Genomic DNA, 17,348 nt, shown 5'->3' on the forward strand with positions numbered 1-17,348 from the left:
CGCTCGCCTGCTTGTTTCATGCGTTTACTTTTTTGGACCGCATGAGCTGATTCTGTAAATACGCGCGTTCTCGCTCGTGCAGATCGCCCCAGTCGATGACGTCATCAAAATAGTCGATGATTTCTTCGAACGCCTGAAACGATGACGGATGGGCTTCGAGACGGGCGATCCGGATCGCTTCGAATACGGAGGCCATGACGAAAATGTCGTGGCTCGCGTACGTTTTGATAGGAGCGAACGCTTGGAACAACGTGGCGTCGAGCGGTTTACGTTTTGCATGCCAATCGCTCTTCCCGTTTGAGAACACGAAGTCGCCTTCTGGCATTCGGCTCAGCTCGCGTAAAATGTCGCCGATGTAATGGATGGCATGGATGGCCGTATTCGGGTCGTTGATTCCCGGCGAGACACCTTTTAGCGCAATCTCACTCAGCTTCTCGATGACGAACGCCGGATCTTGGATCGACGAACGGACTTCTCCGATTTGAAACAGTTCCACGTCATCCGCTTCCTCACCGACCCAATAGCCGAGCAGATCCCCTTTCGCAACGAAATCCCCGACGGCGACGACCGACTCAAAACTAGATGTCCGATCTTCTTGTTTCTCGCTCGCGAACAGTTGGATGTAACCGGTGCGCGAGGCATAGACGGCCTGCCCTTCGAACGCATGGACGGAACGCGTCGGCACGATGCTCACTTCGTCGCATTCGACCGCCTTGCGTTGGCTTTTGATGACCGAGAGCGCTTCTCGATGCAACGCCGACAGCAACCGCTCCGCTTGGATCGAAACGCTGATCGTCTGGATGAACTTGACGAACGCCCAAATCGAACCGATGACGAGGAGGACGCTCACCCCCGAGGCGAGCACCGAATCATCATCGGCCGTCCGGATTAAAAACAAGTTCGATATGCCGTAGACGGTCGTCATGATGAACAATCCGAGCGTATGCTTCGCTGCTGCGTTCGTCAAAAAATTGTTGACCGTCCGTGGCGAGAACTGGGACGAATACGTCGTCAAGACAACGAGGATCGTCGAGAAGCTGAACGTCATCATCGTCATCAAACTTGTGAACGACGAGGACAGCACGTTCGCCGCCGAATCTTTCTCTAAGTAGAACGCTTCCGGCAACAGTTCTCGGAAAAAGCCACCAAAGGATTGCGTGAGAAACGTCAAAACGCCCCCCCGAACCCGTATAAGAACGGGACGAACCATGCACTGTCTGATAACATCAATTGAATCCGCTTTAGCATCAGGTCACCTCTTCATTATGTATCGAATAGTAAAAAACCGCCTGTCCACTTGAACAGGCGATTGGGGGTTTAAAAATAGTGACGTACTTTCGCGAATACATCTCCGTCGAGAATAAGTTTGCCGTACTCCTCGAGCATCGCGAGCGTTTGCGTACTGAACGACAAGTATTCTGCGAGCAGGCTGAGGACGTTTTCTTCCTCTTCCGGCTCCATCTCGTCCGGGAAATCGACCCATAAATAGTAGCGATTATCGTAATGGAATAGTTTCAACGTGACGTTGTTTAACGTATCACCGGCCCGTTTGCTGAGGGCGATGATCGATTCGAAATCGTCAGTGTCCATCGCGAGCGGAGCCCACGCCTCCGGCTCGGCTTCAAGTTCATCAAGTTCACTCAATTGATCCAAGACGTTTTGTTGTTCGCGTGCATCGTCGATGGCCGAACGTAAAAGCGAACCGAGTTCGGAATCATCTTCCGCGTCGATCACATTTTTAGCGATCGTGACGGTCACTTCGAGTCCTTTTTCAAAAGCTTGTACTTGTATCCATAGTGGACCATCAAACGAGATGTCTTCTCGTTCATGCGCTTCGTCCATCATTTGCCAGAACAGCTGCTCACCACGTTCACGGTTGTACCAGATTTCATCCCGGGCGAAACCGCGTTTCTCGATATCGACATAGGTGATGAAAAATTTGACGGTGTTGTCATTGATGCGCTCAATTTTCACGATTGTCCACTCCCTTCTCACCTCACTCCTACTACGATTGTTAAGGAGGAGAGGGGAAATTGTCTTGTTATCATAGTACCCTCTTTTACATGTGTCAATCTTCAGATGATGGGGTTGTTACTCTTATTTTATCGGAAAAACGGGATAATAAAAAGCACACTGCTTAGACAGCGTGCTTTCTCATTCGTTGACAAGCCGTTGCGCTTCCTGTAGTTGGAACGTCCGAACTTTACGCGGCAAGAACCGACGAATCTCATCCTCGTTATATCCGACTTGGAGACGTTTTTCGTCAATTAAGATCGGACGACGTAAAAGTCCAGGATATTCTTGAATCAAATCGTACAGTTGCTGGAGCGAGAGCGCGTCGACAGAAACATCAATTTTCGAGAAAACTTTTGAGCGGGTCGAAATGATTTCATCGGTCCCGTCTTCTGTCATACGTAGTATTTGTTTGATCTCATTGAGTGAGAGCGGCTCTGAAAATATATTCCGTTCCGTAAATGGGATGTCATGTTCTTCGAGCCAAGCCCGTGCTTTGCGACACGATGTGCAGCTCGGGGACGTATATAATGTGACCATGTTCGTTCCTCCCTGATCAAATGTTCGTACTTCTTTTTTAGTGACTCTTCTTGTATACCCAAAAACTCGTCCACTTAATTATAATAATTCTTATTTATTAAAACATCAATGATATTCTTTCTCATTGAGGTAAGAAAAGAGGACGCATCCGCACGGATGCGACCTTGATCGACTAGGAAGCCGGTACCCGAGAAACCGGTTGTGACACCGTTTCTTTACCAGGCTTCACTTGTAAGTCTTTCAACTTTTTCTTGAGTACTTCTTTCAACAGTTTCTTTTTCCGTTGCAATACTTTGTCACGCTCTTTCATGGTCTCTCACCCCCACTGCCTGAAGCAACAGCACGACCATTACTGAATCTGAAAATCTTAAACTTGCACTAAATCTACAATTAAATTATAGCATATTCATTTGAAAAATGTTGCACATTCTTCAATTTTTTCATCATTTCCCACGTTACAAATTTGCTTTTCTTTCTCGATTCCCGTATAGTTAATAGAAATAACCTTTGAAATCACCAAGGAGGAGAGCGATGATGAGAATCACTTTAGAAACAATTATGCAGCACCCGGTCACCCAGAAATATTTAACAAGATCCGGCTTAAAACACGCCGTCGACGTCTGTGAGCGCGCTCTCGAATTGGCGACACGACGAGGACTCGACACGGATTTGGCGACGAAAGCCGCCTTGCTTCACGACATCGGTCATTACGAGTGGTATACCGAAGGCAAGTGGAATTATGATTTGTACCGTCAAAACGACATTCACGCGATCAAAGGAGCCGAACGGGCCCATAAACTGTTGATTCGTCTCGGGGAAGACCCGGCGCGGGCAAAAGAGATCTCCGTCATGATTTTACTTCACACGGACTCTTACTTGCCGCCTAGCCGAATCCAACGCACCCCGCTCCAACAACTCGTCCACGACGCCGACACGTTCGTCGAACAACCGGGCGGACTCCATCACTATGAGACGATGGACATCGAGGACGCGCTCGCCCGCGTTCGGATCATCGATTCGATTGTCGACCGGCTCTCGAACTTGCCGCGCATCTCCAACGCCTGACACTTCCGGACTTCCGGCAGTGTTTTTTTGTGCAAAAAACCCCGAATCGATCGATTCGGGGTTTGCTCCATTAAACGAGCTGAGCTTTATAAGCCTCATATTCTTCATCTGTCAACGAGACGAAATGACCTGGCTCGACTTCACGGAGCGGCGGGATGCTTGAATCTTCATCCGAACGTCCGACGGCACCGAGTGACTTCGACTCATAGACGATCCGTTTACGGGTCCGCTCATGCTCTGGATCCGGAAGCGGGATCGCCGACAAGAGCGACTTCGTGTAAGCGTGAATCGGGTTATCGTACAGGAGTTCCGCCGGAGCAAGCTCGACGAGGTGACCTTGATACATAACGCCGATTCGGTCCGAGATATACTTGACCATCGACAAGTCGTGGGCGATGAACAAGTAAGTGAGATCACGGTCGCGTTGCAGTTCTTTCATCAAGTTGACGACCTGTGCTTGAATCGACACGTCAAGTGCCGAAATCGGCTCATCGGCGATGATGAAGTCCGGTTCGACCGCGAGAGCACGGGCAATCCCGATCCGTTGACGCTGTCCGCCCGAGAACTCGTGCGGGTAACGGCTCGCGTGTTCTTTCGTGAGACCGACCGTCTCGAGAAGATCATAGACACGGTTCATCCGGTCTTCATTCGTCTTCGCGAGACCGTGGATATCGATTCCTTCCGCGATGATATCAGCGACCGTCATCCGCGGGTTAAGCGACGCGTATGGGTCTTGGAAGATCATTTGCATCGCGCGGTTGAACTTCAACTTCTCCGCTTTCGACTTCTTATCGTGAACGTTCTCGCCTTTGAAGATGACGTCTCCGTCTGTCGCATCGTAAAGTCCGATGATCGTGCGTCCAGTTGTCGATTTTCCACAACCAGATTCTCCGACGAGACCGAGTACTTCTCCTTTGTAAATATCAAACGAGATGCCGTCGACCGCTTTGACGACACGGCCTCGACCAATTTTAAAGTGCTGCTTCAGGTCTCGTACTTCTAATAATTTCTCACGTTCCATTATTCAGCACCACCTTTCACTAGCGATTTCGCGAACGCGCTGTCTGGACGATATTTGAGCGCCAAGTCGATGATCGCTTGTGGCGGCGTCACTTGCGGTGCTTGCGGGTGCAACAACCATGTCGCCGCGTAGTGCGTGTCGCTAATTTGGAACATCGGTGGCTCTTTCTCAAAATCAATCTTCATCGCGTACGGGTTACGCGGTGCGAACGCATCGCCTGTCGGCGGGTTCAACAAGTTAGGAGGCGTACCCGGGATGGCCGGGAGCGCTTCGTTCGGATCATCCGTCGGACGCGGCATCGAGCCGAGCAGTCCCCATGCGTATGGGTGACGTGGCTCGTAGAAGATCTCATCGACCGTTCCTTTTTCGACGATTTTACCGGCATACATAACAGCGACACGGTCAGCCATGTTCGCGACGACACCGAGGTCGTGCGTGATGAAGATGATGGCTGTACCTGTCTTTTGTTGAATATCTTTCAACAATTCTAAAATTTGCGCTTGAATCGTTACGTCGAGCGCTGTCGTCGGCTCATCAGCAATCAACACTTTCGGGTTACATGCGAGCGCGATCGCGATAACGATCCGTTGACGCATCCCACCTGACAATTGGTGCGGATATTGCTTCAGACGAGCTTCCGGGTTCGGGATGCCGACGAGCGTGAGCAATTCGAGCGCACGCTTCTTCGCATCTTCCCCTGTAAGCCCTTGGTGCTGTTTCAATCCTTCGGCGATTTGCTTATAGATCGTCATCGTCGGGTTGAGCGACGTCATCGGATCTTGGAAAATCATCGCGATGTCGCGACCGCGGATTTTGAGCATTTCTTTTTCCGAAAGTTTGGCCAAGTCTTTTCCTTCGAACAAGATTTCTCCGTTCGTGATCTCACCTGGCGGGTTCGGGATGAGACGCATGATCGCTTTCGACGTGACGGATTTACCAGAACCCGATTCACCTACGATTGCGAGCGTCTCGCCTTTTTTCAAATCAAACGATACGTTGCGAACGGCTTGTACCGTACCAGCGTACGTATGGAACGAGACCGCTAAGTCTCGGACAGATAAAATCGTTTCCATGCACGAGTCCCCCTCTTTCTAAGTTATTTACGCATTTTCGGGTCGAACGCATCACGCAAGCCGTCGGCAAGCAAGTTGAAGCTGACCATGAGCAAGACGATGATCGTCGATGGGATGACGAGGAGGTACGGGAACGTCCGTAGCTCTTTATATCCGTCATTGATCAACGTACCGAGTGACGCTTGTGGCGGTTGAAGTCCGATCCCGATGAAGCTGAGGAACGCCTCGAAGAAGATGGCAGATGGAATCGTGAACATGAGTGTGATGATGATGGCGCCGAGCGTGTTCGGGATCAAGTGTTTGAAGATCAAACGATTGCTTGAAGCACCGAGCGTGCGGGCAGCCAAAACGAACTCTTGGTTTTTTAGTTTCAAGATCTGCCCGCGGACGAGTCGACTCATCCCGATCCAACCGGTGATGGTCATCGCCAAGATGATGGTGAAGACCCCTGGGTCAAAGATCAAAATGAACAAGATGATCAAAATCAAGTTTGGTACACCTGTCAAAATCTCTACGAACCGTTGCATGATGTTATCGACGCGGCCACCGAAGTAAGCCGAAATTCCGCCGTACGCCACACCGATGACCGTATCGATGATCGCGGCGACGAGACCGATAAAGAGCGAGATGCGTGTCCCTTCCCAAATCCGTGACCAAAGATCACGGCCGAGGTAGTCGGTCCCGAACCAGTAGTTCTCTTCGACGTTCTTTTGTTCATAGAAGTTGATATCACGGCCACCGAGGTTAGCCATGCCGTCAAATCCGGCCCATTCAAGTCCTGTGACTTTTGGCGGAAGTTTCGCTTGCGCGATGTTTTGTGTATACGCGTCGCGTCCTGACAGCATCGGTCCGAAGAGCGCGAGTGCGACGAGAATTAAAATGACCGATAGCGAAATGATGGCTGCTTTGTTTTTCTTTAAGCGCATCCATGCATCTTGCCAGAAGTTTAAACTTTTTCCTGCGATCCGTTCAGCGAGCTGTTCGTTCATTTCGACCGGTTGGAACATGTCTTGGTCGAACTGCTCGTATTTTTTTTTATTTTCAATCATCAGTTATCCCCCCCAAGACGAATACGTGGGTCAACGACTCCGTAGAGCAAATCGACGAGTAAAATGATCAAGATGAAGAGCGCCGAGAAGAACAGGGTCGTACCCATGATGACCGAATAGTCATTCAACGTAATCGACGTAACGAACAATTCACCAAGTCCTGGCACGGCAAAGATTTTCTCGATAACGAACGTCCCTGTCAATAAGGCAGCTGTCATCGGGCCAAGAATCGTGATGGCCGGAATGATGGCGTTACGCACCATGTGTTTCCACACGATGGCATTCCCCGTCAGCCCTTTCGCCTTGGCGAGCGTGACGTAATCTTGACCGGTGACTTCTAGCATCTCAGTCCGGACGAAACGGGCAATCGAAGCCGTAACCCCGAGCGAGAGCGAGATGGTCGGTAAGATCGTGTGCGCCGGAGAATCCCAGAACGCAACAGGCAATACGCCCCACTTTACGCCCACATAGTACTGAAGGAGGGCCGCAAAGACGAACGATGGGACGGAAATCCCGATAACAGAGACGAACATTGAACCATAATCGATGAACGTGTTATGACGAATTGCCGCCACGATTCCGAGCAATAGTCCTACGAACGTACCGAGTATCAACGCTTGAGCACCTAACTGGGCCGATGGACCGATTCGTTCCATAATCAATTCCGTCACTGGACGGTTAGCCGTACGGAATGAAATGCCGAGGTCACCTTGTAACAGGTTCCCCATGTAAGTCGCATAACGAACCGGAAGTGGATCGTTGAGTCCGTAACGATCGTTCAAGATTTGAATTTGCGTATCCGTCAATTTCTCCTGGTTTTGGTACGGCGAACCCGGTAACAGGTCCATCAGGAAAAATGTGAACGTCGCAATCAAGAAGAACGTGATGAGGCCGTAAGTCAGCCGTTGCAAAAGATAACGTCCCATAAATAAAAACCCCCTGTTTTTCTAAATATATCTATGCTTGCACCAACAGCGTCACTATGACATATTTCCCTATTCTTGAATTCACAAAATGAAAGGAATTTTCTGAAAGAATAGGTCAAACGTCATCTCAAGGCTCTTAGTACAGCACATGAAAATCGCAAAGTACTCACTTTATGAAGTATTCTGAATTTTCACTGTTACTACATTATACTTTACCAACAAAACATTTGAATAGTGTTTTCTCTTATTTCTAATTTTTTTTTAGAAAACGGGGGACATGCTGTCGCATGCCCCCGCGCTCTTTAGTTGATGTCGACGTATTTGTACTGGTAGTCAGCACCGAATAGTTGACGGTTGAAGTTTTCGACGTTTGGACGAATCAAGTAAGCGACACCTGCTTGATAGATCGGCATGATCGCTTGGTCTTGTTCGATCAACAATTGTTCAGCTTCTTTAAACTTGTCATAACGGGCATCAATTGCCGTCTCAGCTGACGCTTCGTCGATGAGACGATCGTAATCGGCCGAGCTGTAGTTGATGTCGTTTTGACCGTTGTTCGATGTGAAGATCCCAAGGTTTGTGAGCGGATCTTGATAGTCAGGACCCCAAAGGGCGAATGAAATCTGGTAGTCCCCGCTCGCTTCACGCTCGAGTTTATTGTTAAACGGTTGTTGAGCGATGTTGACCGTCACGTTCGGCAAGTTTGCCTCGATTTGGCCTTTCATGTACTCAGAGATTTGTTTCGATACTTCAGAGTCGAATGAGAGAAGTTCGATTGTGAGCGCTTCGCCGCCCGTCGCTTCTTCCCAAAGCGTCGCCGCTTCGTCTGCGTTCGTCTCAAAGTATTGAAGACCTTCTGTGTAATCCGTTCCGTCTTCATATTTGATGAAGTCTTTCGGGATGAAAGATGTCGTTGCAATCGAACCGTTGTTCAAAAGTTGGTCGATGATCCCAGACGGGTCGACCGCGCGTGCGACCGCTTTACGGGCGTTCACGTCAGCGAACACTTCATCTTCGTGGTTGAACTTGAAGTATCCGACGGCTGAACGGAGACCTGTGTTGAAGTCTTCGCTGTCTTGGAAGGCAGCGACTTGCTCTGAAGCGAGGCCGGCGTAGTCGACTTCACCAGCTTCGAACAAGTTGACGACTGTCGATGTCTCTTTGACGACACGAACATCGACTTTGTCGAGAGCGACGTTGTCTTTGTCCCAATACGTGTCGTTTTTCGTCAAAACGTAGCCTTGCTCACGATCCCATTGCGACCATGTGAACGGTCCGTTGTAAAGAAGGTTGTCGACGTTCGTCGCGAAGTCTGAACCTTTTTCAGTTGCAAACGCTTCGTTGACCGGTGTGAACGTACCGAACGACGTGAGTGAGAGGAACGATGGGTCTGGACGCTCAAGTGTGACTTCGAGTGTCTTCTCATCGATAGCTTTCACCCCGAGCTCTTCTTTTGGAACGTCGCCCGCGTTGATCGCGTCCGCGTTTTTGAGCGTGCTCATGATGTAAGCGTATTGTGAACCTGTTTCAGGGTCGACGGCGCGTTGCCATGCGTAGACGAAGTCGTTCGCTGTGACCGGTTCTCCGTTTGACCACTCGGCGTCACGAAGTGTGAACGTGTAGACGGTCTCGTCTTCGTTCAATTCCGGCTCGCCTTCTGCCATCGCTGGTACGGCTTGACCGTCTTTATCGAGGCGGTAAAGTCCCTCCATCGTGTTCGCAATCAAGTTGAATGCGACCGCGTCTGTTGCAAGTGCCGGGTCGGCTGTCGTAATGTCAGACGTATCTGTCAAGCGGAGTACTTTTTCTCCGTTCGAAGATGAACCGCCGTCAGAGTCTCCGCCAGTCGAACAAGCGGCGAGTACTGAACCGAGCGCTAAGATGAGTGTCATCATTAGCAAGATCGATTTTTTCTTCATAGTGATATCCCCTTTCTGAAACTATATTGCTTGGCGCATCGTCGGAACGTAACATCTTACTTTTTTCTTTAATTTTCTGAATATTTCATAAAGTATCCGACGAAAGAACGTTAGGGCTATTGTAAAAAATTTTTAATCAAACTGTCAACTAGTTGATAAACCGCTCTCATTTTTCAAACTTCTCTCTCGCCAGAACGATAGAACTACTAGTATCATAGAGCCATGAAGGATGGGAGCCGATTTAAGTCATCCGGTTGAAAGGAGTTTGACACATTGAAAAATTTTAGAGCGATATTAATCGTTTTAGGGATTGTCACAATTACATACACGATTTGGTCGTATGCATCGTACTATCGGCCGGAAACGTTTTTATTCCATGTGAGCGGTGGACTGTTCGTCGGCGGGATGATCGTCTTCGCGATCGGCATGTTCTCACAAATGAGCGCATCCGGTCTATTCGACGGCATCATGTACGGCTTCAAGCGGAATCGACGAGCGAAATTGAAAGAAATCGATCCGGACTATGAAGAAGACGAAGATGCGACACCGGAGGAACGGACCGAACGGAAACAAAACGCTCGGCGTTGGATTTATATCGGCATCGTGAGTATTCTCGTCTCGTTCGCCCTCTCGTTCGTTTGACCTTCCCGTTTTTTCGTCCGTATGCTAAACTGAAATGAGAATAAAAGAAACATATGGAAGAAGAGAAGTAGGTCGAACCCGCTGTCCCCCAGAGAGTCTACGTTGCTGTGAGTAGATGGAAGCGATCGAGTGAATGGACTTCGGAATGGCTCGCTTGAATTTAGAGTATGGCGAGACGGTTCACGCCCGTTAACGCGTTCAAGTGGCATGGGTTCATGCAAATTTGGGTGGCACCGCGGTAATTCGTCCCGATCTATTCGGGCGGAAGACCGCGGTTTTTTTATATTCTTTGGAGGTGCAATCATGGCAAAAATCTTTTCAGGTATTAAACCGACCGGCGTTGTCACGCTCGGCAACTATTTAGGCGCGATGAAACAGTTCGTCGATCTTCAAGACGAGCACGACGCATTTTACTGCGTCGTCGATTTGCATTCAATCACCGTCCCACTCGACCGCATCGAATTGATGGACAACACACGGAAACTCGCCGCGCTCTATCTCGCCTGCGGCCTCGACCCGGAGAAAGCGACAATTTTCGTCCAATCCGAAGTGAAAGCGCACGCTCAGCTCGGCTGGATGTTGACGTGTATCTCTGGTATGGGTGAACTCGGTCGCATGACCCAGTACAAAGACAAGTCGCAAGGCGGCGATAACGTCGGGGCCGGTCTCTTCATCTATCCGACGCTCATGGCCGCGGACATCCTTCTTTACGGAACGGAGCTCGTCCCGGTCGGAGACGATCAAAAACAACACGTCGAATTGACGCGTGATTTGGCGGAACGTTTCAACAAACGTTATTACGAGACGTTCACCATCCCGGAGCCGCTCATTCAAAAAGAAGGCGCCCGCATCATGAGTTTGACGAACCCGGTGAAGAAAATGTCAAAATCGGACGCGAACGCGAAAGGGTATATTTCGATGCTCGATGAACCGAACGTCATCCGCAAAAAAATCAAAGGGGCTGTCACGGATTCAAGCGGTATCATCTCATTTGACCGTGAGAACAAACCGGGCATCTCGAATTTGCTCGAGATTTACTCACTCGCTACCGACACGCCGATCGAAGAACTTGTTGAAAAATATAAAGACTCGAACTACGGCACGTTCAAACAAGACGTCGCCGAAGCGGTCGTCGCCTTGCTCGAACCGATCCAAGCCCGCTACCACGAACTCGTCGATTCAGCCGAACTCGATGCCATCTTGGATGCCGGACGTGAAAAGGCAGAAGCCGTCGCCAACAAAAACCTCGCCAAAATCGAGAAAGCGATGGGACTCAGCCGCAAACGTGCCAAAGTGAAAAAAGGATAAACTGCCGCACCGCTCTTTCATTCGAGCGGTGTTTTTTTACGCACAAAAAAGAGAGACAGGCGTCCCTGTCTCTCTCAGTGATGTGTAATCTTATTCTTTACCTTCGATGAATGCCCACTTGTACGAGTAGTCAGCGCCGAACGCGTGTTCAACGATGTCTTTCACGTATGGCTTCGTGAGGCGAGCCGATCCCCGTTGGTAAACTGGTGAGATTGCGCTCTCTTCAAGAACGATTTTCTCTGCTGCTGCGAGGTCAGCCCAACGCTGTTCAGCATCTGTGCTTGTTTTCGCCGATTCGATGAGTGCATCGAACTCTTCGTTCGACCACTTACCACGGTTGTATGGTCCGTCAGTGACGAAGAGGTCAACGAATGTCATTGGATCCTGGTAGTCAGGTCCCCAACCAGCGAATGACATTTCGAAATCGCCAGCGCTTTCGAGTTCAAGTTTGTTGTTGAACGGTTGTTGCTTGATTGTGACAGTCATACCTTCGAGGTTCTTCTCGAGTTCACCTTTGATGAACTCACCGATTTGCTTCGCAGTCTCTGAGTCGTAGTTCAAGAACTCAAGTTCAACTGTGTCTGTACCGAGTTCTTCAAGTCCAGCTTCCCAAAGTTGCTTCGCTTCTTCTGGGTCGTAGCCGCCGATGTCTCCGTTGATGTCACGGAAGTCGTTGCCGTCAGGACCTGTTACGAAGTCTTTCGGTACGAGGTAGTTCGCAGGGATCGATCCGTTCGCGAGGAGCGTCTCTGAGATTGCTGCTTTATCGTAAGCGCGGTCGATCGCGTTACGGATGTTTTGGTTGTCAAGCGCTTCTACAGCTGAGTTGAATTGGAGGTAGAAGAGTGTAGGTTCGACGACAGTTGAGAAGTCTTCGCTGTCTTGGAACTGGGCAACGAGCTCAGAAGTCAAGCCAGTGCGGTCAACGTCACCGTTCTCGTACAAGTTAACGCCCGTTTGGACTTCTTTTACGACGCGGAAGTTGATCTCGTCAAGTTTGACTGATTCTGCATCCCAATACTCTTCGTTTTTAACCATTTTCCAGCCTTGTTCGCGCTCCCAGTTTTCGAGTTTGAACGGTCCGTTGTAAAGAGTTGTCTCTGCAGACGTCCCGAGGTTCTCGCCTTGCTCTTGGTCGAATGACTCAAGTTTAGGCATAAATACGCCGAAGCTTGTGAGACCGAGGAAGTAATCAGCTGGTGCTTTCAATTTAACTTCAAGTGTTTGCTCATCGACAGCTGTGACGCCGACTGCATCGCGCTCGCCATCGCCTGTATTATATTCATCAGCACCTTCGATTGGTGACATGACGTATGCATATTGTGAACCGTTATCCGGGTTCAATACTTCTTTCCAACCGTATTCGAAGTCGTTAGCCGTTACAGGCTCTCCGTTTGACCAAGTAGCGCCTTCACGGATTTTGAACGTGTAAGTCAAGCCGTCTTCAGATACTTCGTGTGATTCGGCCATACCAGGTGTTGGGTTGTCTTCTTCGTCCATGCGATAAAGACCTTCCATAACGTTGTTCAATACGTTGAACGATACTGAGTCAGTAGCGAGCGTCGGGTTAAGTGAAGGAATATCTGAACCTTCGAGCAAGTTGAGGACTTGCGCTTCATCCGGCGTACCTTCTGAACCAGATCCGTTTGAACCTGTTTCGTTGTTAGTCGTGTCGTCCCCACCCGAGCAAGCTGCTAGAAACGCACTCGAGATGAGCGTGACTGACGTTGCTAAAGCAAAACCTTTTTTCTTATTCATTGCGATGACCCCCTGATTTTTTTCGGTTTAACAGAATGAACGATGGTAGAAAATTCAGTCATTTTCCACTTTACAAAATTTGCTACCACAATCCCGTTGAAGCAATAATACAATATTCTGATAATTTTGCAAAGTATTTATTTTGATTTTTCTAAAAAATTTTTACCATAGTCGAAAAGCCCGCCTAAAAAGACGGGCTTTTTGCTCATTTTTTATAAACTTTCGAAAAATGTAGGACGTACGAAGGACCGATGACTGGAAATCCAATTTCCGCATATTTGCCATCGACCGCGTACGTTCTTCCAGCTTGATAGATTGGAATAACGACAGCTTGATCGAGCAAGTGCTGTTCAGCTTGCCGATACTTCGCATCGCGCGCTGCCAACGCCTCTGTCGCCCGAGCGTCCGCCATCAGTTGATCGTACGTTTCGTCGGCGTAACCGCTCGAGTTTAAATAATTGTCCGTCTCGAACTGGGTCAAATAAGCGCTAAGCCCGGGGGAGTCCGGTTGCCATCCCGAGAGTGACAACGCATAATCCCCTGCGACTTCTTTCCTAACTTTCTCACCGAGCGGAAGTTCGATGATGTTGACGGTGAGTCCGTCGAGTTGTTCAAAGTCTTGCTTGATCGACTGGGCAATTTGTCTCGCTTCATCGTCGACGAAGCTGAGAAGCTCGATTTCGATCGTTTCTTGTTGCAACCGTTCTTTCACGGTTTCGAACGTTTCGGCCGCATCCCCTTCGAGTGCGGCGTTCGCTTCCGTCTCATCGATGACGAGCAAGCGCTCCGTCGGCCGCTCGGCCCGTGCGAGTTTCGAAGCGATCACCTCCCGGTCAAGCGCAAGGGCGAGGCTTTGTCTGAACTCGGTGTCATCAAACGGATACTCGTCGACGTTCGGTTTTAAATAGAAGACGCCGCTCCGCGGGATATCGACGATTTCCCCTTCGAACGATTCGAAAGCGGCTTCTTCCGTACCGTACGGGATTGGATGGATGCCGGTCGTCTCTTGATCGAGTGCCGCATCGGCCCATACGGTAATTTTCTCGATCATGACATCATCCGCTTCGTGATATTTTTCGTTTTTGACGAGCGTCATCTGGGCCGCGTCAATCGACTCGATATGGAACGGGCCGTTCCCGTCAAGTTCTTGCCATTCGCCAATCCCTGTTTGGGGTAGGAAAGCCGGCATGGCGAGGATTTCTTCGAATCCTTCCATCGGCCGTTCAAGCGTCACTTCAAGTGTCGATGGATCGAGCGCCCGAACACCGAGCGTCTCCGGTTCGTTCGTCCCGAGGCTGACCGCTTTTCCGTTCACGACATCTTCTAAGAAGAAACTGAACGGGGAATTCGTGTCATCGTCGGCGAGCATGCGGAATCGCTCGACGAACGTCTCGGCCGTCACCGCCTCGCCGTTGAATGACTGGCTGTCTTTTAACGTGAACGTATATGTCGTCCCGTCATCCGACCGCGACATCGATTCGACGAGCCCCGGCTCGACTGAACCGTCGTTTCCGAATCGATACAACCCTTCATAAATGTGGGACAAGATCGTCTGCGAGCTCGGATCGATGGCGAGTAGCGTGTTCGGCTGCTCCGGTAACGTCTCTCCGTGGATCGTGATCACTTGTTCTTCTGGTGATGCCAGTTCTCGTGCCGTGTCTCGTTGTCCGTACCAAAGGATGAAAAAAAGGATAAGGACTGAACCTAACAAGGCGGCACCGATGAAAAATCGTTTCATCTCGCATTCTCCTCTCTGTTAGACCAACCCTTATACCCTACCCGTTTTTGGTACGATTTTCTACTATTAGTCTGTCACTTTCGCGAAAGCAAGCGTCGCGTTGTGGCCCCCGAAGCCAAGTGAGTTGCTCAGTGCATACTGGATATCAAGTTCCCGGTTTCCTTCTCGAACGTAGTCGAGGTCACAATCCGCTGCGGGTGACGCACAGTGGATCGTCGGATGAATCTTCCCTTCATGGATCGACAGCGCCGTAATGACGGCTTCTACGCCCCCGGCCGCGCCGAGCAAATGCCCGATCATCGATTTCGATGAGTTGACGGCGAGTTTATCGGCATGTTCCCCGAACACGTTCCGAATCGCTTTCGTCTCGAGCATGTCGTTGAGCGGCGTGCTCGTCCCGTGGGCGTTAATGTACTGGACGTCCTCAGGGCGAATTCCTGCGTCGCGGAGCGCCTCGCTCATCGCTTTCGAACCGCCTTCCGCTTCTGGGGACGGCGCCGTGATATGGTACGCGTCCGAGCTCATGCCGTAGCCGACGACTTCAGCGTAAATTTTCGCACCGCGCGCTTTCGCATGCTCGTATTCCTCGAGAACGAGCACACCAGCGCCTTCTCCCATGATGAAACCGTCTCGGTTCTCATCGAACGGGCGGCACGCCGTTTCCGGGTCTGGATTCGTCGACAATGCTTTGTTCGCACAAAATCCTGCGAACGAGAGCGGAGTGATCGGCGCCTCGGCACCGCCTGCAAACATGGCGAGCGCGTCACCACGTTGAATGACACGGAACGCTTCCCCGATCGAGTTCGTGCCCGATGCACAAGCCGTCACCGAGCAGTTGCTCGGTCCTTTCGCCCCGAGGTAGATCGACACTTGGCCGCTCGCCATGTTCGGGATCATCATCGGGATGAAGAACGGACTGATACGGCGCGGCCCGCGCTCGTGAAGCACGGCCGACTGCTTGTCGATCGTCTCGACGCCGCCAATCCCGCTTCCGATCCACGTTCCGACTTTGTCAGGAGCGGCTGCGACATCGAGTCCGCTATCTTTGTGAGCGGCGTCTGCCGCTAAAATCGAATATTGGATAAACGAGTCCATCTTGCGGATCTCTTTCGGCTCTACCAAATGGCTGATATCCCACGATTTGACTTCAGCCCCGACTTTCGCCGGATACTGGTCGATATCGATTTTTGTCAACGTGTCGACGGCGTTGTCCCCGTTCAATAACCGTGTCCACATTTCCGTGACATCATTGCCTAACGGTGATACGACACCTAACCCTGTAATGACTACTCGTTTCATGAACTAATCTCCTCCGTGATGTTAGCGTTATTCCAAGTGATACAGCTCGCTCCCCAAGTGAGCCCGGCTCCGAAGCCGGCGATGACGACCGTCTGTCCGGCCGCGACTTTCCCGTTTTGCACCGCTGCGGCGAGTGCGAGCGGAATCGAGGCGGCCGACGTGTTCGCATGGTCTTGAATCGTGACGACGACTTTTTCTTCAGCGAGTCCTAACCGTTCGATGGCCGCGTCGATGATGCGTCGGTTCGCCTGGTGCGGAACGAGCACATCCATGTCGTCAATCGTCTTCCCTGCCTGTTCGAGCGCTTCGAGGACGATGTCTGGCATTTTACGGACGGCGAATTTGAATACTTCACGCCCGTTCATGACGATTTTGCCTTCGTCATTCTCATACAAATATTTGCCGCCCGTACCGTCACTGCCAAGTACGATCGAATCGATCGAAGCGACGTCGTCTTCCCCTAATACGACGGCCCCGGCCCCGTCGCCGAACAAGACGGCGGTCGAACGGTCGTCCCAATCAATCAGATTGCCCATCTTCTCCGCACCGATGACGAGTGTGCGCTTGAAGCCTTTTGACACCATCAAGCTCTTCGCCGTGTCCATCGCGAAGATGAAGCCGCTACATGCCGCACTGACGTCGAAAGCGACGGCACGCTTGGCCCCAAGGTTCGCTTGGACGAGACACGCGGTCGCTGGGAAAGATGGCGCCGTCGCCGTGGCACAAACGATGGCGTCGATCTCATCGATGTCAATCCCCGCACTCTTGAGCGCTCGTTCGGCGGCCTGTGTCGCCATATCGGCCACGGTGACGTCCGCATCGGCCAAATGGCGGGCCTCGATGCCCGTCCGGGTCCGAATCCATTCGTCGCTCGTATCCATTCGTTGTTCCAAATCGATGTTCGTGACCCGGTTAGCCGGAAGGAACGAACCGATCCCAATGATTCCAATGTTCATAATGTTGACCCCTATTCTTAGTATCTGGTACTAATATAAGG

16 protein-coding genes and 1 other annotated feature are annotated in these 17,348 nt (G+C 50.7%); of the genes, 3 read left to right on the forward strand and 13 right to left on the reverse strand.

From position 1 onward, the window contains the following. Positions 1-16: 16 nt before the first annotated feature. From JJU47_RS07255 to JJU47_RS07270, 4 genes are all read right to left on the reverse strand, one after another. Positions 17-1,171, reverse strand: a complete 1,155-nt coding sequence (locus JJU47_RS07255) for a DUF2254 domain-containing protein (RefSeq protein WP_300997578.1) — start codon at positions 1,169-1,171, stop codon at positions 17-19. A 146-nt stretch (positions 1,172-1,317) separates the two neighbouring features. After that, positions 1,318-1,974, reverse strand: coding sequence for an adaptor protein MecA (mecA, locus tag JJU47_RS07260; protein WP_228617691.1), 657 nt, complete (start codon positions 1,972-1,974; stop codon positions 1,318-1,320). Positions 1,975-2,154: 180 nt separating this feature from the next. After that, positions 2,155-2,553: a transcriptional regulator SpxA gene (gene spxA / locus JJU47_RS07265; protein ID WP_015881217.1), complete on the reverse strand. Its 399-nt coding sequence runs from the start codon at positions 2,551-2,553 to the stop codon at positions 2,155-2,157. A gap of 172 nt (positions 2,554-2,725) precedes the next feature. Next, positions 2,726-2,863 (reverse strand): hypothetical protein, encoded by a 138-nt coding sequence (locus JJU47_RS07270; protein WP_228617693.1) that lies wholly within the window; start codon positions 2,861-2,863, stop codon positions 2,726-2,728. Between the two features lie 221 nt (positions 2,864-3,084). Between JJU47_RS07270 and JJU47_RS07275 the strand changes: the two genes are divergently transcribed. Then, positions 3,085-3,618 (forward strand): HD domain-containing protein, encoded by a 534-nt coding sequence (locus tag JJU47_RS07275; RefSeq protein ID WP_024369933.1) that lies wholly within the window; start codon positions 3,085-3,087, stop codon positions 3,616-3,618. 70 nt (positions 3,619-3,688) lie between these two features. Here JJU47_RS07275 and JJU47_RS07280 read toward each other — a convergent pair whose 3' ends face one another. From JJU47_RS07280 to JJU47_RS07300, 5 genes are all read right to left on the reverse strand, one after another. After that, positions 3,689-4,639, reverse strand: a complete 951-nt coding sequence (locus JJU47_RS07280) for an ABC transporter ATP-binding protein (protein WP_024369932.1) — start codon at positions 4,637-4,639, stop codon at positions 3,689-3,691. Further along, positions 4,639-5,712: an ABC transporter ATP-binding protein gene (locus JJU47_RS07285; RefSeq protein WP_228617695.1), complete on the reverse strand. Its 1,074-nt coding sequence runs from the start codon at positions 5,710-5,712 to the stop codon at positions 4,639-4,641. Before JJU47_RS07285 ends, JJU47_RS07280 begins: the two co-directional genes overlap by 1 nt. 23 nt (positions 5,713-5,735) lie before the next feature. After that, complete coding sequence (gene opp3C, locus JJU47_RS07290; protein ID WP_228617697.1) at positions 5,736-6,761, reverse strand: oligopeptide ABC transporter permease; 1,026 nt, start codon at positions 6,759-6,761, stop codon at positions 5,736-5,738. Beyond that, a complete protein-coding gene (gene opp3b, locus JJU47_RS07295; RefSeq protein WP_228617699.1) occupies positions 6,761-7,687 on the reverse strand; it encodes an oligopeptide ABC transporter permease in 927 nt (308 codons plus the stop codon). The genes opp3C and opp3b overlap by 1 nt, the downstream gene beginning before the upstream one ends. Positions 7,688-7,989: 302 nt before the next feature. Beyond that, positions 7,990-9,606, reverse strand: a complete 1,617-nt coding sequence (locus tag JJU47_RS07300) for a peptide ABC transporter substrate-binding protein (protein ID WP_228617701.1) — start codon at positions 9,604-9,606, stop codon at positions 7,990-7,992. Positions 9,607-9,879: 273 nt separating this feature from the next. On the opposite strand from JJU47_RS07300, the gene JJU47_RS07305 reads away from it, so the two are divergent. Together JJU47_RS07305 and trpS are read left to right on the forward strand one after the other, a co-directional pair. Next, complete coding sequence (locus JJU47_RS07305) at positions 9,880-10,248, forward strand: DUF3899 domain-containing protein (RefSeq protein ID WP_228617703.1); 369 nt, start codon at positions 9,880-9,882, stop codon at positions 10,246-10,248. A gap of 45 nt (positions 10,249-10,293) precedes the next feature. Continuing rightward, positions 10,294-10,502 (forward strand) — a binding site (T-box leader). A 49-nt stretch (positions 10,503-10,551) separates the two neighbouring features. Further along, a complete protein-coding gene (gene trpS / locus JJU47_RS07310; protein WP_228617705.1) occupies positions 10,552-11,556 on the forward strand; it encodes a tryptophan--tRNA ligase in 1,005 nt (334 codons plus the stop codon). Between the two features lie 90 nt (positions 11,557-11,646). Here trpS and JJU47_RS07315 read toward each other — a convergent pair whose 3' ends face one another. The 4 genes from JJU47_RS07315 to JJU47_RS07330 all read right to left on the reverse strand — a co-directional run bounded on the left by JJU47_RS07315 (position 11,647) and on the right by JJU47_RS07330 (position 17,307). Beyond that, positions 11,647-13,314 (reverse strand): peptide ABC transporter substrate-binding protein, encoded by a 1,668-nt coding sequence (locus JJU47_RS07315; protein ID WP_228617707.1) that lies wholly within the window; start codon positions 13,312-13,314, stop codon positions 11,647-11,649. A gap of 205 nt (positions 13,315-13,519) precedes the next feature. After that, on the reverse strand, positions 13,520-15,052 hold the full coding sequence (locus JJU47_RS07320) for a peptide ABC transporter substrate-binding protein (protein WP_228617709.1): 1,533 nt from the start codon (positions 15,050-15,052) through the stop codon (positions 13,520-13,522). A gap of 66 nt (positions 15,053-15,118) precedes the next feature. Then, positions 15,119-16,351 carry a beta-ketoacyl-ACP synthase II gene (fabF, locus tag JJU47_RS07325; protein WP_228617711.1) on the reverse strand — a complete coding sequence of 411 codons (1,233 nt, stop codon included), beginning with the start codon at positions 16,349-16,351 and terminating at the stop codon, positions 15,119-15,121. Further along, a complete protein-coding gene (locus JJU47_RS07330; RefSeq protein WP_228617713.1) occupies positions 16,348-17,307 on the reverse strand; it encodes a beta-ketoacyl-ACP synthase III in 960 nt (319 codons plus the stop codon). The genes fabF and JJU47_RS07330 overlap by 4 nt, the downstream gene beginning before the upstream one ends. Between the last annotated feature and the right edge of the window lie 41 nt (positions 17,308-17,348).

The organism is Exiguobacterium sp. (assembly GCF_020832205.1).
Lineage (GTDB): Bacteria > Bacillota > Bacilli > Exiguobacteriales > Exiguobacteriaceae > Exiguobacterium.